This window comes from Sphingobium sp. B1D7B, from assembly GCF_025961965.1.
GTDB lineage: Bacteria > Pseudomonadota > Alphaproteobacteria > Sphingomonadales > Sphingomonadaceae > Sphingobium.
The window spans coordinates 2,737,831-2,756,952 of record NZ_JAOQOR010000001.1 but is presented as its reverse complement, the minus strand read 5'-3'; the positions used below and the strand labels follow the sequence as shown (position 1 = coordinate 2,756,952).

Genomic DNA, 19,122 nt, shown 5'->3' with positions numbered 1-19,122 from the left:
CTCGGCCCCCAAGTCGCGGATCCCGCTGACTTCATGGCCCTGCACTGCAGGATCACGCGTGAACGGGAATTGAATGTCGCTATAACCGCGGTTCCGGAGCTTGTCATGAGGGCGCGACGCCGGTTGGCACGGGAAATCCGCAAGCCGTCGCGCTCCCGCCCCCATTCGGCTTCGACCGGTTCGAGACAGCGTGCAATTTTGCCCTTTTCTCTGGCCTTTTCTGCAGTCGCGGGCTAGTCACACCGCTTCGAGTTCCCACCACGTAATCATAAGAGAAAACGCTTGAGCGACGAGACAATCCTCGCCGAACCCTCGGATATCAGCCCGATCAACATCGTCGATGAGATGAAGTCGAGCTATCTCGACTACGCCATGTCGGTGATCGTGTCCCGCGCGCTGCCGGATGTGCGCGACGGGCTGAAGCCCGTGCATCGCCGCATCCTGTTCGGCGCCCACGAAATGGGCTTCACTTATAACAAGCCCTACCGCAAATCGGCCCGTATCGTCGGCGACGTGATGGGTAAATATCACCCGCACGGTGACAGCTCGATCTACGACGCATTGGCGCGCATGACGCAGGACTGGTCGATGCGCGTGCCGCTCATCGACGGCCAGGGCAACTTCGGCTCGATGGACCCGGATTCGCCGGCGGCCATGCGCTACACCGAGGCGCGCCTCGCCAAGGTCGCCAATGCGCTGCTCGACGATCTCGACAAGAACACGGTCGATTTCCTGCCGAACTATGATGGCAGCGAGAGCGAGCCGCAGGTGCTTCCTGCCCGCTTCCCCAACCTGCTGGTCAACGGTGCCGGCGGCATCGCGGTCGGCATGGCCACCAATATTCCGCCGCACAATCTCGGCGAAGTGCTGCGCGCCTGCAAGGCGTACATGGATAACGGGGCGATCTCTGCCGAGGAGCTGATGGAAATCGTGCCGGGCCCGGACTTCCCGACCGGCGCGCTCATCCTCGGCCAGTCCGGTGCCCGCTCGGCCTACACGACCGGGCGCGGATCGATCATCATGCGCTCGCGCCATGTGATCGAGACCCTGCGCGGGGATCGTCAGCAGATCGTCCTCACCGAAATTCCGTTCCAGGTCGGCAAGGCCGGCCTCGTCGAAAAGATCGCCGAGGCCGCCAAGGACAAGCGGATCGAGGGCATCTCGGACATTCGCGATGAATCCAATCGCGAGGGCGTTCGCGTCGTCATCGAGCTGAAGCGCGATGCCACGGCGGATGTGGTGCTCAATCAGCTGTGGCGGCACACGCCCGCCCAGTCGAGCTTCCCGGCCAATATGCTCGCCATCCGTGGTGGGCGGCCCGAACTGCTGACGCTACGCGACATCATCGAGGCGTTCGTGCGCTTCCGTGAGGAAGTGATCACCCGCCGGACCAAGTTCGAGCTGGCCAAGGCGCGGGATCGCGCCCACATCTTGCTCGGCCTCGTCATCGCGGTCAGCAATCTCGATGAAGTCGTGCGCATGATCCGCGGGGCCAGCAGCCCGGCGGCGGCCCGCGAGGCGCTGCTGGCGCGCGCTTGGCCGATCGGGGACATCGCGCCCTATCTCAAGCTGGTCGAGGCCGCGGATGATGAGCCCTCGGGCAGCGTCTATCATCTGTCGGACGCGCAGGTTCGCGCTATTCTCGATCTGCGCCTGCACCGGCTGACGGCGCTTGGCCGCGACGAGATCGGCAATGAGCTCAAGGGGCTGGCCGATGCGATTGCTGGCTATCTCGAGATCCTCGCCAGCCGCGTTCGCCTGTTCGAGGTGATGCGCGCAGAGTTCGACGCGATCGAAGCTGAATTCGCCACGCCGCGCCGCTCCACCCTCGCCCCCGCTGCCGACGGCATCGAGGATGAGGATTTGATCGAGCGCGAAGACATGGTCGTGACCGTGACCATGTCCGGTTACATCAAGCGCACGCCGCTCGATACCTTCCGCGCCCAGAACCGCGGCGGCAAGGGCCGCGCCGGCATGGCGACGAAGGAAGAGGATGTCGTCACCGAGCTGTTCGTGACCTCCACGCACACGCCGGTGCTGTTCTTCTCGACGCTGGGCAAGGTCTACCGCCTCAAGGTCTGGCGCTTGCCGGAAGGCGGGCCGGCCACACGCGGACGTCCGATGGTCAACCTGCTGCCTCTGGCGGAGGGCGAGACCATCCAGACGGTGCTGCCGCTGCCGGAAGACGAGAATGAATGGGCGCAGCTCCATGTCATGTTCGCCACCGCCAAGGGCAGCGTACGCCGCAACGGCATGGATGCCTTCACCAACATCCCCTCGAACGGCAAGATCGCCATGAAGTTCGAGGGTGAGGACGCCGACGACCGCCTGATCGGCGTCGCGCTGCTCACCGAGGAGGATGACGTGCTGCTGGCCTCCCGCCAGGGGAAGGCGATCCGCTTCCGCGGCGATGATGTGCGCGAGTTCCAGAGCCGCAACTCCACCGGTGTGCGCGGCATGACGCTGAAGGAAGGCGACGAGGTCATCTCGCTCTCCGTGCTCCAGCGCGCCGGCATCCAGGACATGGAAGAGCGCGAGGAATATCTGCGCTTCGCTCCATGGAAGGGCGAGAAGGAGGGCGAGCCGAAGATGGCCGCCGACCGTTTCGAGGCCCTGCGCGCCCGCGAGCAGTTCATCCTAACCGTCTGCGCCAATGGCTATGGCAAGCTCTCCTCGGCCTTCGAGTATCGCCGCACCGGACGTGGTGGCCAGGGCATCACCAACATCGACAATATCGAGCGCAACGGTCCGGTTGTGGCGAGCTTCCCGGCGACCCGCGAGCATCAGCTCATGCTGGTGACCGATCAGGCCAAGCTCATTCGCATGGGGCTCAGCAGCCTGCGCGTGATCGGCCGTGGTTCTGCGGGCGTGCGCCTGTTCGACGTGGCGCAGAACGAGCATGTCGTGAGTGCCGCGCGGATTGAGGAAAGCACGGACGAGGTCGAGGCGGACATGCCGGCGACCGAGGGCGAGGCATCCGACACCGCAGAGTGAAGAACAGGCCCGTCAGCGTTGCCTTGAGCGCGCTGGCGGGCGGTTCATGATCAGACCCAGCGCCGCTCGAACCGCTGGCCCAGTCCGGTCAACAACTCATATTGAGACAGACCGGTGTGCGCTGAGGCGGTGGGCAGATCATAGTCCACCTCCAGCCAGGCCCCTTCCTCCAGATCCGGTGCCGCGCTGACATCGACGGCGATCAGATCCATGGAGACGCGCCCCAGCAGCGGCAGCCGCTCTCCGCCATGGAGCATCGCCCCTCCCCCGGCAAAAGCGCGCAGATAGCCGTCTGCGTAGCCAAGATTGACGATCGCCGTCTCGACGGGCGCCTTCGCGGTGAAGGTCGCGCCATAGCCCACTGTTTCGCCAGCTTCGACCCGGCGCCGCTGGAGGATCTGCGCATGAGGACGCACGACCGGGCGGATATGGCCGGCCGCAGTTGGCGTCGGCAGGCCGCCATAGAGCGCGAGCCCGGGCCTGGTCAGATCGAAAGCGTAATCGCTCCCAAGCAAAATGCCTGCGCTGTTGGCCAGGCTGTAGCGCCGCGCCGGCACCTGCTGCCGCACGGCCTCGAAGCGCGCGCGCTGCACCGCGTTCAGATCGGACATTTCATCGGCGCAGGCAAGGTGGCTGCAGAGTGTCTCGATCTCCAGCCCGTCCAGCACGCCAGCGCCAAGTTCATCGGGGCGTAGGCCCAGCCTGTTCATGCCGGTATCGATCATGACATCGCACGGGCCGCCGCCTGCAGCTTTCCATCGGGCGACTTGCGCGGCGCTGTTTAGCACCGGTCTTGCCGGTGCTGTCAGCGCAAAAGCCAAATCTTCCGCGCGCACCCCGTGCAACACACTGAGCGATGCGCCTTCCAGCAATGGTAGCACAGCCGCAGCTTCCTGCCATGTCGCGACGAAAAAATCCCGGCACCCGGCGGCCAGCAGATGCTGAAGAACCTCGGTCGCGCCCAGGCCGTAGCCATTGGCCTTAAGGGCTGCCCCGCAGGCTGCCGCCCCACTCTGCCCTGCCAGCCAGCGCCAATTGGCGATCAGCGCGTCACGATCCAGATGCAGGGCCAGCGGCGATGAGGGACAGTCGATCATGTCGGCGGGGTAGCGCGCTCGCCCCTGCCCGTCGAGAGCAATCCGGCCACCCGCGCCCTACTGGAGGGCGCGGGTGACATCGGGTCAGAATGCCTTGCGGACCGTCAGCGAGACAAACCGGCCGAGTGGGTTCGCCACAGTCGAGTCATAGACCTGATTGTTGGCGATCGCCGCGAAGGGTGGCGCGGCGTCGAACAGATTGAGCGCACTCAGCGAGAAGGACAGGCCGCTCAGCACGCCATCCGCCTTGGGCACGTCGTAGGTCAGCGTCAGATCGACCGTCGTGTAGGAGTCGACGGACTGCGATGGCGCGATGGTGCCCACCGTGTTGGTGTAGGCATTGGTATAGTTCACGAACATCGTGGCGCCGAAATTGTCGCCCCGCCACCCGAGATTGGCGCGGCCCCGGAACCGCAGCGGGAAGTTGGCGAGGTTCAGCCGGTCCACTGTCGGTGAGGTCGGGCCGGTCGCCCGTCCATAGCCGAGCAGATAAGTGCCGGAGACGCCGATATTGGCCGATCCGCCGCCCAGATCGAATGCATAGTTGGCCATGAAATCCAGCCCGTCCATCTTGATGCGGCCAACATTGTTGCGGCGGGCATCGACAATGGCATCGACATCCGAGGCTGCAATGATCGCCGGCGGCGCCCAGGGCAGATTGTAGATCGCGTTCACCTGCGCGACGGTCGGGTTGAAGGTCACGAACGGCGCGTAGGCCGGGTCGGTGAAGACCTGCACGCTGAAGACCGGCGCGGTCTCGATGACGTCCTTATAATCGATGTTGAAGTAGTCCAGTGACGCGGTGAAGCCGCTGTTCGGCGGGGTGAACTTCACGCCAACCGACCAGGTCGTGGCCTTCTCCGGCTTGAGATCGGCATTGCCGCCGACATATTCGATCACATTGCCGAACGGGCCGAAATTGGGGATCGAAAACACCGTCGCCGTGCTGGCGGGATTAGTATCGGACAGGGTGGGCGCCCGGAACGAGGTGCCGTAGCTGGCATGAGCCGAGACGCCCGGCACCGGATCGTAGCGGATGCCGAACTTCGGATTGGTCGTGCCGCCGACGTCGCTATAGTGATCATAGCGGCCGGCAATGTTGAGTTCGAGCCGATCAATGCCCGGCATGGCATTGGCCGCACCGACCAGCGGCACGTTCACCTCCGCAAAGGCCGACCAGACGTCGCGAGAGCTGGCCGTATCGCCAAAGAGGTTGATCTGCGAGAGCGATGGCCCGTTGATATTCTCGGCAGCGGTGTTGCGGTAATAATCATGGTGGAACTCGCCGCCCACCGCCATGCGCACCGCGCCGCCGCCGATGTTGAACAGCGCACCGTCCGTCTTCACGTTGACGAGATCGACCGTGTAGAGGCCGGTCACATCGAAGAAGGCGACGAGCTTCTCGATCTGGTCGCGGCTGTTCTGCCCGGTCCCGTAGACGTTCAGGGCCGTCGCGGGGTTGGAATCAGCCAGCGCGGCGGAGAGCAAAGCGGTGTTCAGGAAACCGTCCGTCTTGGCGCCGCCTTCCGTGGCGCCATGGGAGCCGTAGATGGAAAGCTGCCAATTGCCATCCAGCGAATAGTCGAACCCGGTCGCCAGCTGGTAGGAGCTTTCGTAGATGTTGCCCTGGATCGGCCCATATTCGTTAAAGGCATATTCGACGATCTGCGAGGTCTGCCCGGGCGCGAACTCGATGAAATAGGGATTGCTGCTCGGAACAGGCGTCGCGGCGCCCAGCGTCAGAGACCCCGCGCGCTGGTTCAGGGTCCGTTTGGAATAGAATCCGCTGGCCCACATTTTGAGCGCAGGCGTCAGTTCCTGATCGAGACGGCCAATGACGCTCCAGCGTTTGAGCTGCGGCAGAAGATCATTGTTCACATAGCTTTGCTGGAAGTTGGGCGTGGTCGAGAGGTCGGCGGGCGTCAGATTTTCACCGCTGCTGCCCGGGAGACCATAACGGGTAAAGGTCGCCGGATCGATCACATTGCCCGGCGAGCTGGTGAAGGCGCAGTTGTTCAATCCGCCAAAGGCACGCTGATCGCACTGGAACAGATCGGCGCGATCTTCCTGGCGCAGGCGGCTGTGGTAATAATAGTCGCCGGCAATCATCACCGAGCCGGTGTTCCACTTCTTGCCGAGGATGGCATTGCCCTGCCACTCGTCGTAACCATCAGCGAAGCCATAACGCGCGCTGGCCTCCAGTCCGTCGAAGTTGCGGCGCAGGATCAGGTTAGCGACGCCCGCGACAGCATCCGAGCCGTAAGTGGCCGAAGCGCCATCCGCCACGATGTCGATCCGTTCGAGCGCAATGGCCGGGATCACCGAGGCATCGAAGAGCTGACCGGCGACGCCACCCGGAGGCGCGCGGCGTCCATCGAGCAGGGTCAGCGTCGCCTGCGTGCCGAGGCCGCGCAGGTTGACGCCATTGGCGCGGGTGCTGTTGAGCGTCGCGCTGTTGACGTTGGTGCCCAGCGTGGCTTCGCCCGGCCCCAAGGCGGACACCTGCGGAATGGTCTTGAGGATATCCGATGTAGTGGCCAGCCCCGTGTCGCGGATTTCCTGCTGACCGACTGCAATCACCGATGAACCTACCGGCGCAACGCCGCGCAGCTGGGTGCCGGTCACCACGATGTCGGCGGTGTTCGCGGCATCATCGTCGGACTGACTGGTCTGCGTGGTGCCCGTCTGAGCGCTGACACTCTGCGACGCAACAAGTGCAGCGAACGACACGAAGCCAAGCGCAGATGCGCGCCGGAAGCCATTTTTGGCCATGATCCTCCCCAATATGACAGCGCGATCGGCCCTACTGTCGATCGTCGATATCGACTTACGAAAATGAATACACTTTGTCTAAACATTTTTGCAATCGATTGCTCCGACAAATACAACTGCTTTAGATTGTGTGGGATTCTGCTGGTCGGTCGTTGGGTGACCCGCTTCTTCCCGCTGGCTGAGCTAAGGTGAGCGAATCGCGTTGCGTCGAAGGGAGATGCCGGTGATCCTCATTGACCCAGCATTGGCGAGCCCGTAGAAATCGCAGATAAGCGAGATTCAGCATTCGCCCGACTTCCACGATCACTCCCATGCCATCGACCCCGCCAGGTTATCCGCCCGATCGCAGGCAAGATCATGATGCCAAGCCGCGCTCTATGGCGCGCTGGGCACGTGGGAAACCGATTGCAAGTTTGCGAGACTGGGCGCCACCATCCATCGCGTTGCGGCTTCCTCTGCCAGCACTGCCGCGATGCGTGCGGCGGCTTGGCCATCCCCGAAAGGACTATGGGCATGGGCCATGGCGGCATAGGCCTGCGGGTCGTCCAGCAACCGCGCGACTTCAGCGACTATGCGATCAGGGACGGTGCCGATGAGACGGGCGGTGCCTGCCTCGATGCCCTCTGGCCGTTCGGTCGTCTCGCGCATGACCAGCACCGGTTTGCCGAAGCTGGGCGCTTCTTCCTGGATGCCGCCACTATCCGTCAACACCAGGGAGGCTGCATCCAACAGGCCTACAAATCCTGGATAATCCAGCGGCTCAATCAGCGCGACATTCTCCAGGCCGGAAAGCGCGGGCTCCAGCGTTGCGCGGACCTGTGGATTGGGGTGGACCGGCCAGATGATGGCCACATCGTCGCGCTGGGCGAGGGTGCGGATGGCGGCGGCAATGTTCGAGAGCCCCTGCCCCAGATTCTCCCGCCTGTGGCTGGTGACGATAACGATCCGGCGCCCTGAAAAGTGCCGCAGCACGGGGGCGATCGAGCCCGCCAAAAAAGGCTGCTCCCGCAGCCTGCCCTGAGTCGCGAGCAAGGCATCCACCACCGTGTTGCCCGTAACGATAATCCGCCCTTGCGTATGCTCGGCTTCCAGCGCTGCCGCTGCCCCCGGCGTCGGGGCGAAATGCAGATTGGCCGCGCAGGCGATGATGCGGCGATTCACCTCTTCGGGCCATGGGTTATAGATATCGCCACTGCGCAAGCCCGCCTCGACATGCCCGACCGGAATGCGGCGGTAATAAGCCGCGAGGGCGGCCATCATTGCGGTCTTGGTATCGCCGTGGACCAGCACCCTGTCGGGCCGTTCGGCGTCGAACACGGCGCCCAAGGCGAGGATGAGCCGCGCCGTCAACGTATCGAGCGTCTGATCCGGCGCCATGATGTCGAGATCGAAGTCCGGCACAATCCCGGCGAGGTCGAGAACCTGGTCGAGCAAGGCCCGATGCTGTGCGGAAACGCAGACCTTCGTCTCGATCTGCGGTAGAGATTTCAGCGCATCATAGACAGGAAACATCTTGATGGCTTCGGGCCTCGTGCCGAAAACCAGCATCACTTTATAGCGCACCATCGTTCGCTTGCCCCCCACAGACAAGTCTCATTTAACCGATGGTTAATGCGTGGCAAACATTTGTTAACCGGAAAAGAAAATGGCCCGCCAGCAACGCCGACGGGCCAATCTCTCAAAATAGGAGGCCGTGCGCCTCCCCTCTGTCTTAATTGATCAGAACAGACCTTCGATCTGACCCTTGTCGTCCAGACGGATGAAGTCCGCCGACGGTGTCTTGGGCAGGCCGGGCATGCGCATGATGTCGCCGCACACCGCGACGATGAACTCGGCGCCTGCCGACAGGATCACGTCGCGCACCGGCACGACATGGTTGGTCGGCGCACCACGCAGGCTCGGGTCGGTCGAGAAGCTGTACTGCGTCTTGGCCATGCAGACCGGCAGATGGCCATAGCCATCGGCTTCCCAGCCCTTGAGCTTGTTGCGCACGCTGCTGTCGGCCGTCACTTCGCTGGCGCGGTAGATGCGCTTAGCGATCGTGTCGATCTTGTCGAACAGCGAGAGGCCGTCCTCGTAGATCGGTGCGAAGTTGGACGAACCGCCCTCGGCCAAGGCGACAACCTTGCGGGCCAACTCTTCGGTGCCCTTGGAGCCATTGGCCCAGTGGCTGCACTCCACCGCCTCGGCGCCAGCGGCTTCCGCGATCTCCTGAACGACAGCCATTTCCTCGGCCGTGTCGGTGACGAACTGGTTGATCGCCACGACCACGGGCACGCCGAACTGACGGACGTTCTCGATGTGACGGGCAAGATTGACGCCGCCCTTGCGCACCGCGTCCGGGTTCGCCGTGCCAAGATCGGCCTTGTCGACGCCGCCGTGCATCTTGAGCGCGCGGATAGTGGCCACGATGACGGCCGCGGAGGGCTTCAGGCCGGCCTTGCGGCACTTGATGTCGAAGAATTTCTCGGCGCCAAGGTCAGCACCAAAGCCGGCTTCGGTCACCACATAGTCGGCGATCTTGAGCGCCGTCTTGGTGGCGAGCACCGAGTTGCAGCCATGCGCGATGTTCGCGAACGGACCGCCGTGGATCAGCACGGGGTTGTTCTCGAGCGTCTGCACGATGTTGGGCTGCAGCGCGTCCTTGAGCAGGACGGTCATCGCGCCCGAGGCGTTCAGCTCGCGGGCCAGCACGGCCTTGCGGTCGCGCGTGTAGCCGGCGTGGATGTTGCCGAGGCGACGCTCCAGATCCTTGAGGTCCGAAGCGAGGCAGAGGATCGCCATGACTTCTGACGCCACGGTGATGTCGAAGCCATCCTCGCGGGGGTAGCCGTTGGACACGCCACCGAGCGAGTTCACGATCGAACGCAGAGCGCGGTCGTTCATGTCGAGCACGCGACGCCACGCGATACGACGGGGGTCGAGGCCGAGCTTGTTGCCCCAGTAGATGTGGTTGTCGATCAGCGCTGCGAGCAGGTTGTTCGCAGAGGTGATGGCATGGAAGTCGCCGGTGAAGTGGAGGTTGATGTCCTCCATCGGCACGACCTGCGCATAACCACCGCCGGCAGCACCGCCCTTGACGCCGAAGCACGGGCCGAGCGACGGCTCACGCAGCGCCGCGACCGTCTTCTTGCCGATGGCGTTCAGGCCGTCAGCAAGGCCGACCGTCGTCGTGGTCTTGCCCTCGCCGGCCGGCGTCGGGTTGATCGCGGTGACGAGGATGAGCTTGCCATCCTGATTGCCCTGCACGCTGTTGATGAAGTCCCAGGACAGCTTAGCCTTATACGGGCCGTAGTTCAGCAGCGCGTCCTGCGGGATGCCGACCTTTGCGCCGACCTCGGCGATGTTCTGCATCTTCGCTTCGCGTGCGATTTCGATGTCGGAGCCTTGAGCCATGATTCTCCTAGCCTTTCCATGATACGGCCCGGAACGGGCCGACCGTCTTTGTCCGGAATTAATTGAGCGGCAACGGACGCGAGCGCGTCAGATACCCTGCTTGCCCTTGAAGTTCACGATCCACTCGTTGGTCTTCACCAGACCGCCGAACGGATAGAAATGGAGGTGGAACTTGCCATGTTCCTCGCCCAGCGCGGGGACGAGATCGGCGATCACCGGATCGGGACCGGCGCTGCCGATCAGGCTGGTTATCGAGAGGCCGTACTTCTTGACGACCTTGGCGGAGGTGCCGACGCCGCAGCGCGCGGCGAAGCGGAGCAGCGTCTTGATCGAGGCCGGGCCGGCAAGGCCGATGCGCACGGGGCCGTCAATGCCCTCGGCGCGGATCTGCTTGAGCCAATCGAGCACCGGATCGGCATCGAAACCGAACTGGGTCATGATCGAATAGTCGATCCCCTGCTCCTTGAGCGAGGCGACCTTGTCATGCATCGCCTTGACGAGCTTTTCGTTGGTGATGTCCGGGTGACCTTCGGGATAGCCGGAAATGCCGACATGCTGGATGCCATATTCCTTGAGCGTGCCCGAGGAGATCACGGCCAGCGCGTCGTCATAGGGGCCGAGCGGTTCGGAAGGATCGCCGGCGATCACGAACACATGCTTGAGGTCGATCTGTGCGGCGAGCATGTCGAGGAAGCGGTTGAGGTCTTCCTTCACCAGCAGGCGCCGTGCGGAAATGTGCGGAACCGGCTTGAAACCGAGGTCCTGAATGGCCCGAGCCGCGCGGACGCGATCCTCGAACTCGGCACCCGGCAAAAAGGTGCAGGAAATGAGCGTACCCTGCGGGATCATGTGCGCGGCATTCTGCAGCGCTTCCACGTCCTTGGGCGTGATTTCGAGCGAGTAGTCTTCAAACAGCCGCGCCAGTGCGGTCTTGTCCAGGGTTGCCGTAGCCATGAAAAGTCCTCGCCTCGATTGGGGCTTATAGTGTCTTCGGAAGGTCGTCGGGGCGGCCACCCCCGAGGATGGCCGCCCGCAACGGGTCAGGATCAGGCGTCGACGCGAGCGCTGCGCCAGCCGCCTTCGTACGTCTCGCGCGCGGTCACCGAATAGGGAACCGGGCTCACGACGGCACGAACAGCGATCTGCTTGTGCGGCTCGACGGTGGACTTGCGCGTGCCGCCATTTTCCTCGCCCCACAGGACCGTCAGCTCGGTGCCGACGGGGATCTCGTGGTCGATCGTCGCGAGCGAAAGCGCGCGCTTCTCGTTGTACGAGTAGCCGGTGAACATCGAGATGCCGACCGTGTTGCCAGCGGCGTCGAGGACGGCGTCGGCATTGGTGTTGGCATAGTTGGCCAGCGGCAGGTCGAAGAACTTGTAGTGCGAGTCGGCGTCGGCATCGAACAGCGAACCATAGATCTTCGCCATGTCGTCGCCGTTCCAGGCCAGCGTGACCTTCTTGCGCTGCGTCGAAGCGTCGAGGGCTTCGAGCGCTTCGCGGCCGATGAAGTCGTGGTCGAACTTCACGAACGGACCGTAACCGATCTCATAAGGATTGGTGTAGTAATCCTCGATGTTGTTCGAGACGAACGAACCGCCGATCGCGCCGGTGGCTTCGTAGCTCTTGGCCGGCAGCCACTCACGATAGGCCTTCAGCTTCTCGCCGGTGTAGATGGCCGGCAGCGGGCTCGGGATCCAGCCGGATTCCAGCGTGTTCGAGGGATAAGCGCGCGAACCGACCTGCACCAGGCCAAGATCCTTGCCAGCCTCGACGATGGCGCCGCGGATGTCTTCCATCTCTTCGTACGGACCCCAGATTTCGAGACCCGGCGCGCCGGCCATGCCGTGACGGAGCGTGCGCACCGAGCGGCCAGCGATGTTCATGGTGGACATGTTGAAGAAGCGGAGCTGCTCGAGCTTGCCGCCATGCAGCTTCTCGATCACGTCCCAGGCGTTCGGCCCCTGGATCTGGAAGCGCCAGTAGCTGCGGTTGACGGGCTTGCCCATCGGACGCGAAGGCGAGCGGTCGTCATAGACGATCTCGACGTCGTAGCCGCCGGTCTCGGCGTGGTACTGCAGCCAGTTGGCAGCCGGCGCACGGCCGACATAGCAGAACACTTCGGGCTCTTCCCAGAAGATGATGCCGTCGCCGATGACGTGGCCATAAGGCGTCACGGGCACATACTGCTTGGCCTTGTTGACTTCCCAGCCCTTGGGCGAGTTGATCATCGTGTCGGTCAGGAGTTTGAGCGCGTCCTTGCCCTTGATGAACAGGTTGACCATGTGGTGCGACTGATCGAACAGCACGGCAGCGTTGCGCCAAGCCCACTGCTCGGAGCGCCAGTTGGAGAATTCCGGAGCAACGACCGGATACACATAGGCGCCGATCTGGCTATTGCGCAGCATTTCCACCGGATTGCCGGCGGCGTTGAGCACTTGCTCAAGATTGGTAGGGTTGGACATCAGAGAGCCTCTCCATTTGGATCGCGAGAAACAAGGGTCTGCGTTCGACGAGAAAGTCGAATCGATGGACGGGCGGAACATACGAAATTTTGTATGTTACACAAACGAAAAATTGGAAGGCCGCCCAGACCCTCGGGCGCAGAAATTAGCGAATTGATAGGGATTTATCACCTCGCAACGGCGTCAAAAAATTGCACGTTCATGCTGCACCAGCGAACCAGTTTCGGGCCCCGTCTGAGGCCGTTCCAGCAGATCGCGGGTTCATGCCGTTTCCACGGCGGGCGGTATCAGGCGCAGCGATGTTGCTGCGCAATATGATTGAGGCCGCACGGGGCCTAAACCGGCTCACAGGAAGGGCCGGATGGGGTCGCGGCCGTCCCAATCCTGCGTCTGCTCCCAGAAGGCGGTGAAGCCTGCATCCATGCCAGCCGTCGCAGGAATCAGCTCGACAAAGCCCGGCGCGCCCGGCCCGCCCTCGAAGAACGCGACAGAGCCACCGGTCGGAACGGGCGCCCGCTGGACCAATGTTTCCCCACGGGCAACCCGGCGCGCCACCTCGTCCTCGATGTCCTCGCGCGCGACGCCAAAGTGATGGAAGCCATAGCCCACTCGATCGATGGTCTCCTTGTAGACCGATGGATGGTCGTCCAAAGGCTGGATCAGCTCGATATTGGTCGAGCCGGCAAAGCTCATCGCAATGGCGCTGCTGCTCTTGCAGGTCTCGCCGCGATAGACATGATCCGGCCCCCCGAAGCTCGGCAGGACGAACCAGGGCCCGACGCCCGTGCGCTCGATCCACCAGTCGATCGCCTGATGGATGTCGCGGACCACATAGGCCATCTGGCAGATGGTGCCGATGTCGCCGCCGAAGCCAAATTTCTTGGTCATCCGTCTCTCCTCTTCATTCTTGTTCTGCGATGGTCGCCAAAGCACCCGCGAGGGTTTCCGGCATGGAAATGAACGGGCTGTGGTCGCTCTGGAGCGTGGTCACGCTGCGGGAAGGCAGCACCGCCTGCATCGCGCGTTGCACGTCCAATGAAAAGGTCCGGTCCTGAGCGCATTCGATGTAATGGCGCGGTACGCGGCCAAAGCGAGCCGCAGTGAGGCGCAGCGCGGTCCCGAATGGCCTCACCGGTTCGTCAATGAGCTGCACGACCGACTGCCGCTGGTCCTCAGGACTGCACAGCTGGTAGAAGAATTCCGCCGCTGCCGATGGATCGAACCGCAAGCCAAGGCCTGCATGGACGGGGCTGAGCGCGGCGCCGAAACGGCCCGTCTCCATCGAGCGCCCGATCACGTCATACAGGCTTTGCCCATCGGGGATGAGCGCGCCGCTGATATAGACCAGCGCCGCGAACGCCTCCGGCGCCAGCTCGGCGGCCTGGCTGGCGATGACGCCGCCGCGGCTATGGGCGCACAGGATCACCGGCTCAGCCTGGCGGCGGGCCTCCCCGATGATAAACTGCGCCCAGCCCTCCAACGAGACCTGCGCCATGGCGCGCGCATCGCCACCGGCACCCGGCAAGTCGGGCGCAAGCATGCTGTGTCCGGCCCGCTCCAGCGGCGCGCGCAGACGCTCGAAGCACGACCCGCTATGCCAGGCCCCGGGTATGAACATGAAGCGCGCCACGCGATCTCAACGAACGTCGATCACCACCTTGCTGAAATGTTCCGAACCGCTGCCATGCGCAAAGGCCGCCTTGGCATCCTCGAACGCATAACGGGCGCCGATGACCGGCTTAATCCCGTTGACGTCAATTGCCGCAGCCAGTCGCCGTGCCATGCCGCGCGAGCCGACGAAAATGCCCCGCAGCGTGCCGCCGACGAACATCAGGCCCGACGGGTTAGGCCCGCCAATGGGATTGAGCACGCCGATGAGCGCAACCTCACCATTGTGGCGCAGTGCGGCCATGCTTTGCTGCACCGTGCCAGCACCGCCCACCTCCACCACCTTGTCGACGCCGCCCATCGTGGTGGAGACATGCTGACCCCAGTCCTCGATCTCGCTATAGTTGATGAGATGATCGGCACCCAGCGCCTTAGCGCGCTGCAGCTTGGCGTCGCTGGAGGAGGTAATGATGACCTCGCAGCCCGCTGCCTTGGCGAGTTGCAAGGCGAGGATCGAAACCCCGCCGGTGCCCAGCAGCAACACACGCTCGCCGGGTTTGACCGGCCGTGGACCTTCAAACAGGGCGTTCCAGGCCGTCACACCGGCGCAGGGCAGGCAGGCAGCCTCGGCGTAGCTGAGCGACTTGGCAACGGGAACCACGCCCTGCTCCGGCAGAACGACCACTTCGGCGAGCATCCCGTCAGCGCCGGCCGCGCCGAGCGCGAGGCCAGCCGCCGGATTGGGCGGGCCATCGTCCCAGCTCTGGAAGAAGGTGCCGGCTACCCGGTCGCCAGGCTTGAACTGCGTCACGCCCGCACCCACGGCAATGACTTCGCCCGCCCCATCAGACAAGGGAATGGTGGGGTTGGGCACCGGACCGCCGAGATAGCGCCCGAGCACCACCGCCTGATCGCGATAGTTGAGCGAACAGGCATGAACCCGGATCGCCACCTGGCCGGGGCCGGGCGCGGGCTGATCGCGCTCGACCAGATGAAGATCGTCGATCGAGGTGGCCCCCGCCGCCAGTTGCCATGCACGCATAGTCAAACTCCTTCACTCATCTCAATTCACTGTGTCGCCGGCTACAGCGCCTAGCGGTCGCCAGACCATGTCCGCAGGCCCGGCGCGGTGCGGTCTTCGCTGGCCAGCGCCTCGGCGACGGCCGGGCGCGCCTTCACCCGCTCGCGCCAATCGACGATCCGCGGATAGTTGGTCGTAACATCCAGCTCCGGGAACATCCGCTCTACCATCGCGCCGCAATGGCTGAAGAAATTGATGTCCGCCGTCGTGTACATCTCGCCGGCCAGCCAGGGCGTCTTACCAAGCTGGGCCTCGATCTTGCGCAGTGCATAGATGATCTTATCGCTCGCGTTGGCGAGGTCCGTCTCGGAAAAGCCAGAGCGCGCGGTCGCCCATTTCTTGCGCTGATCGGGGAGCGGAATATGCTCGAGCAGCTTCTCGAACTCGCCATTCTCGATGTTGCGCGCGATCACGCCGACGAGCCGGTGCCAGCCATGCATGGAGACATAGTTCATGACATGCTCGTCCACAAACTTGTTCCAGTAGCGCACCTTGGTCTTGCCGAGCGGATCGTAGGGCATCAGCGGGACTTCGGGAAAGACGTCTTCCAGATACTCGTTGATGACGGTCGTGTGGGTGATCACGGCGCCATTATGGACCAGCACCGGCACCTGCCCTTCCGGGTTGATCGCCTTGAACCAGTCCGAATGCTGCTCGAACTTGTGGAGATCGACGTAGATCGACTCATAAGCCAGCCCCTTCTCCTTCAAGGGGATCATCGACTTGAGGGAATTGGCCAGTGGCTCGGCGTGGTAATATTTGAGCGTCATCCTGAGGGTTCCTTAAACTTCGAGCGTATCGAGCACGCCGCCATCGACTGCCCAGTTCTGCGCCGTCACATGACTGGCAGCCGGTGAAAGGAGGAAGCAGGCGACCTCCGCCAGTTCATCGGCGCTGCCCATCCGGCGCTGGGGCACGCGCTGATTGATGCGCGCGGCTTGCTCGGGCGGGATCAGGTCAAAGGCCGGCGTTTCGATGAAGCCGGGGACGATGCAGTTGCACCGCACACCCCGCGGCGCCAGTTCGACGGCGATGGCGCGCGAGAGCCCAAGCACGCCATGTTTGGATGCGACATAGGCCGGGTTCATCGCCATGCCGCGCTTGCTGGCCATCGATCCGGTGACGAGGATGCTGCCCTCGCCCGCTTCCACCATTCCCGGCGCGAGCGCCTGGATCGCCCAGAAGACGCTGGTGAGGTTGACACGGATCACCTCGTCGAACAGCTCGGGCGAATAGGCCAGCGCCGGCGCGAAGTTGCCCGCGAGCCCGGCATTGGCGAACAACCCATAAGCCGGCCCGAAATGCGCCACGGCGTCCGCCAGCGCGCCTTCGAGCGCGGCTTTGTCACCAACATCGGCGGCAAAGGCAGCGGCATGATCGCCAATGGCCCGTGCCTGATCGGCGAGCGCGTCCTTGCGCCGCGCGAGCATGGAGACCCTCGCGCCACGGGCGGCGAGCATCCGCGCCGTCGCCAGTCCTATACCGCTGGATGCGCCCGTGACGATCACATGCCGCCCCGCAAAGTCTGTCATGGCCTCTCTCCTCTCCCTGCGCACCGTCTAGCGCGGCGCGATGATCTCGATCCACGGCCCAAGGTCCGGGCTGCTCCCGGACGTCGCCATGTCGGCAGGATCCCATATCTGCGTCATCAGTGCCCGCGCTTGTTCCTCGGCGATGCCGAGCGCATCCCGGCGGTAGCGATACACGAACGCCGAGACCCGCCAGTTCATGATGCAGTGGATGTGCACCGGCGCGTCATCGGCTTCCAGCGCTGCGACGAAGGCCCGATAATGCGCCTCGGTCGGCGCCTCGAACGGGATGGGGATATGCGTGTAACGCAGCCCTGCCTCGGCAATCTCTGCAGCCGCATTCGGCAACGCATCCGGGTGACTGCCCAGCGCCAGATTGATGACATGGCCCACGCCGATCGTGGCGAGGCGCGCCGGATCGCCCGGTTGAAGGCGGCCGGATGTGGTGATCCGCGTATCCACGCGCAGAAAGTTCCGGATATCGTCCGGGTCCGCCATATCCCTCGACCGATCTCGCCCCCTCCCCGGCTGAGGAGGGGGCGCTCATTTGTGGATCAAAGGGCGATGATCACCGATTTCAGCTCGGTATAGGCCTCGACGCCCTGCCGACCCTGCTCGCGACCAAGGCCGCTCTCCTTGAAGCCGCCGAACGGCAGCGCGGGATCGATCATCGAGTGGCAATTGCCCCAGATCGTACCGGCCTTCAGCTTCGCGGCCAGCTTGTGCATGGCCGAGAGATCCTTGGTCCAGATGCCCGCCGCAAGGCCAAAGCTCGTATCGTTGGCCTGCCGCGCGACTTCGTCCAGATCGTCGAAGCGTTGGGCCACCACGACCGGGCCGAAGATCTCCTCGCGCACCACCCGCATGTCGGGCTTCACATCCACGAGCACGGTCGGATTGACGTAATAGCCGCCCTCGCTGGCCGGCGTGTCACCACCGACGGCCACCGACGCGCCCGCCTTCTTGCCGTCCTCGATATAGCCCATCACCCGCTGCATCTGCTCGTCGCTGACCAGCGGCCCCATATGCGCATCGGGGTCGAGGCTGGCGCGCGGCTGCCAGAATGCGGAGGCTTCGACGAAACTCTCCAGCACGCTGTCGAACACGCTCTTGTGCGCGTACAGCCGCGAGCCGGCGACGCAGACCTGGCCGGAATTGAAGAAGATCGCCTGCGCCGTGCCGGGGCCGACCACCTTGGGGTCGACATCGGGCAGCACGATGACCGGGGACTTGCCGCCCAGTTCCAGCGTCACGCGCTTGAGGCTGTCGGTCGCGGTGCGGTTGATGATCTTGCCGACTTCCGTCGACCCGGTGAACGCGACCTTGTCGACATCGGGGTGCCGCACGAGGCGGTCGCCGGCGGTGTGGCCATTACCGGTGATGATGTTCACCACGCCGGCCGGGATGCCGGCCTCGGCGATGAAGTCCGCAAGGCGCAGCGCGGTAAGCGAGGTCTGCTCGGCCGGCTTGAGCACCACCGTGCAACCGGCGGCCAGGGCCGGGCTGATCTTCAGCACCGCCATCAGCAGCGGGAAGTTCCACGGCACGATCTGCGCAGCGACGCCGATCGGCTCACGGCGGACATAGCTGTGGAAGGCACCGCGCGGCGCGGACATGGGCTCGATCATCTCGCCACCCAGCTTGGTTGCCCAGCCCGCCATATAATGCATCATGCCGATGGCACCGGGCACGTCGATGGCACCGGCCATGCCCTTGGGCTTGCCATTGTCGATGGCTTCCAGCTCGGCCAGTTCATCCGCATGGGCGCCGAGAATATCGGCGAGCTTGCGCATCATCGTCTCGCGGACGATGGGCGGCAGGTCGGACCAGCGGCCATCGTCGAACGCGCGGCGGGCGGCTGCCACGGCCCGATCGACGTCGGCATCGCTCGCATCGACAAAGCGGCTGATTTCCTTGCCGGAGCTGGGATCGATCACGCCCAGCGTCTCACCGCCGGTGGAATCCACCCACTGCCCGTCAATGAACAGCTGCGGCTTGCGGGCGAGCGCCTTCTTGGCCGCTTCCGAATAGGGGAATTGCTCGAGCTTCACGTTGCTCATCTGGTTCATTCATCCAGCTCCTCTGTGAACCCGGCTCAGCGTGCCGGGCATATCATCTGCCCAGAGCGCTCCGACGCTTCTTGGCGGCGAAGGAACGCGCATGACCCAAATCATCGATCTCGA

The 19,122-nt window shown here is 63.8% G+C and carries 14 protein-coding genes; 1 reads left to right on the top strand and 13 read right to left on the bottom strand.

Annotation, left to right across the window (positions count from 1 at the left end):
* Positions 1-282: 282 nt before the first annotated feature.
* Positions 283-2,994, top strand: a complete 2,712-nt coding sequence (gene gyrA, locus M2336_RS12840) for a DNA gyrase subunit A (RefSeq protein ID WP_264572840.1) — start codon at positions 283-285, stop codon at positions 2,992-2,994.
* Positions 2,995-3,044: 50 nt separating this feature from the next.
* Here gyrA and alr read toward each other — a convergent pair whose 3' ends face one another.
* The 13 genes from alr to M2336_RS12775 form a co-directional block, all read right to left on the bottom strand.
* Positions 3,045-4,091, bottom strand: a complete 1,047-nt coding sequence (gene alr / locus M2336_RS12835) for an alanine racemase (RefSeq protein WP_264572839.1) — start codon at positions 4,089-4,091, stop codon at positions 3,045-3,047.
* An 84-nt stretch (positions 4,092-4,175) separates the two neighbouring features.
* Positions 4,176-6,863 carry a TonB-dependent receptor plug domain-containing protein gene (locus tag M2336_RS12830; RefSeq protein WP_264572838.1) on the bottom strand — a complete coding sequence of 896 codons (2,688 nt, stop codon included), beginning with the start codon at positions 6,861-6,863 and terminating at the stop codon, positions 4,176-4,178.
* A gap of 375 nt (positions 6,864-7,238) precedes the next feature.
* On the bottom strand, positions 7,239-8,429 hold the full coding sequence (wecB, locus tag M2336_RS12825) for a non-hydrolyzing UDP-N-acetylglucosamine 2-epimerase (protein WP_264572837.1): 1,191 nt from the start codon (positions 8,427-8,429) through the stop codon (positions 7,239-7,241).
* Between the two features lie 153 nt (positions 8,430-8,582).
* Positions 8,583-10,259 (bottom strand): formate--tetrahydrofolate ligase, encoded by a 1,677-nt coding sequence (locus M2336_RS12820; protein WP_181559667.1) that lies wholly within the window; start codon positions 10,257-10,259, stop codon positions 8,583-8,585.
* Positions 10,260-10,346: 87 nt separating this feature from the next.
* Positions 10,347-11,213, bottom strand: a complete 867-nt coding sequence (locus M2336_RS12815; protein WP_264572836.1) for a methylenetetrahydrofolate reductase — start codon at positions 11,211-11,213, stop codon at positions 10,347-10,349.
* Between the two features lie 92 nt (positions 11,214-11,305).
* Positions 11,306-12,721 (bottom strand): vanillate/3-O-methylgallate O-demethylase, encoded by a 1,416-nt coding sequence (gene ligM, locus M2336_RS12810; protein ID WP_181559665.1) that lies wholly within the window; start codon positions 12,719-12,721, stop codon positions 11,306-11,308.
* A 345-nt stretch (positions 12,722-13,066) separates the two neighbouring features.
* On the bottom strand, positions 13,067-13,609 hold the full coding sequence (locus tag M2336_RS12805; protein WP_264572835.1) for a VOC family protein: 543 nt from the start codon (positions 13,607-13,609) through the stop codon (positions 13,067-13,069).
* Positions 13,610-13,622: 13 nt separating this feature from the next.
* A complete protein-coding gene (locus M2336_RS12800) occupies positions 13,623-14,339 on the bottom strand; it encodes an alpha/beta fold hydrolase (RefSeq protein WP_264572834.1) in 717 nt (238 codons plus the stop codon).
* A gap of 18 nt (positions 14,340-14,357) precedes the next feature.
* Complete coding sequence (locus tag M2336_RS12795) at positions 14,358-15,371, bottom strand: zinc-dependent alcohol dehydrogenase family protein (protein ID WP_264572833.1); 1,014 nt, start codon at positions 15,369-15,371, stop codon at positions 14,358-14,360.
* Positions 15,372-15,421: 50 nt separating this feature from the next.
* Complete coding sequence (locus M2336_RS12790; protein WP_264572832.1) at positions 15,422-16,180, bottom strand: glutathione S-transferase family protein; 759 nt, start codon at positions 16,178-16,180, stop codon at positions 15,422-15,424.
* Positions 16,181-16,192: 12 nt separating this feature from the next.
* Positions 16,193-16,942, bottom strand: coding sequence for an SDR family NAD(P)-dependent oxidoreductase (locus tag M2336_RS12785; protein WP_264572831.1), 750 nt, complete (start codon positions 16,940-16,942; stop codon positions 16,193-16,195).
* 27 nt (positions 16,943-16,969) lie between these two features.
* Entirely contained in the window at positions 16,970-17,437 is a 468-nt protein-coding gene (locus tag M2336_RS12780) for a protein tyrosine phosphatase family protein (protein ID WP_264572830.1), read from the bottom strand.
* Positions 17,438-17,493: 56 nt separating this feature from the next.
* On the bottom strand, positions 17,494-19,008 hold the full coding sequence (locus M2336_RS12775; protein ID WP_264572829.1) for an aldehyde dehydrogenase family protein: 1,515 nt from the start codon (positions 19,006-19,008) through the stop codon (positions 17,494-17,496).
* Positions 19,009-19,122: the final 114 nt, after the last annotated feature.

Excerpts from the sequence above, each read along its gene's own strand:
- alr (WP_264572839.1), bottom strand. The coding sequence starts at position 4,091 with ATGATCGACTGTCCCTCATCGCCGCTGGCCCTGCATCTGGATCGTGAC.
- M2336_RS12830 (WP_264572838.1), bottom strand. The coding sequence starts at position 6,863 with ATGGCCAAAAATGGCTTCCGGCGCGCATCTGCGCTTGGCTTCGTGTCG.
- wecB (WP_264572837.1), bottom strand. The coding sequence starts at position 8,429 with ATGGTGCGCTATAAAGTGATGCTGGTTTTCGGCACGAGGCCCGAAGCC.
- M2336_RS12820 (WP_181559667.1), bottom strand. The coding sequence starts at position 10,259 with ATGGCTCAAGGCTCCGACATCGAAATCGCACGCGAAGCGAAGATGCAG.
- M2336_RS12815 (WP_264572836.1), bottom strand. The coding sequence starts at position 11,213 with ATGGCTACGGCAACCCTGGACAAGACCGCACTGGCGCGGCTGTTTGAA.
- ligM (WP_181559665.1), bottom strand. The coding sequence starts at position 12,721 with ATGTCCAACCCTACCAATCTTGAGCAAGTGCTCAACGCCGCCGGCAAT.
- M2336_RS12805 (WP_264572835.1), bottom strand. The coding sequence starts at position 13,609 with ATGACCAAGAAATTTGGCTTCGGCGGCGACATCGGCACCATCTGCCAG.
- M2336_RS12800 (WP_264572834.1), bottom strand. The coding sequence starts at position 14,339 with ATGTTCATACCCGGGGCCTGGCATAGCGGGTCGTGCTTCGAGCGTCTG.
- M2336_RS12795 (WP_264572833.1), bottom strand. The coding sequence starts at position 15,371 with ATGCGTGCATGGCAACTGGCGGCGGGGGCCACCTCGATCGACGATCTT.
- M2336_RS12790 (WP_264572832.1), bottom strand. The coding sequence starts at position 16,180 with ATGACGCTCAAATATTACCACGCCGAGCCACTGGCCAATTCCCTCAAG.
- M2336_RS12785 (WP_264572831.1), bottom strand. The coding sequence starts at position 16,942 with ATGACAGACTTTGCGGGGCGGCATGTGATCGTCACGGGCGCATCCAGC.
- M2336_RS12780 (WP_264572830.1), bottom strand. The coding sequence starts at position 17,437 with ATGGCGGACCCGGACGATATCCGGAACTTTCTGCGCGTGGATACGCGG.
- M2336_RS12775 (WP_264572829.1), bottom strand. The coding sequence starts at position 19,008 with ATGAACCAGATGAGCAACGTGAAGCTCGAGCAATTCCCCTATTCGGAA.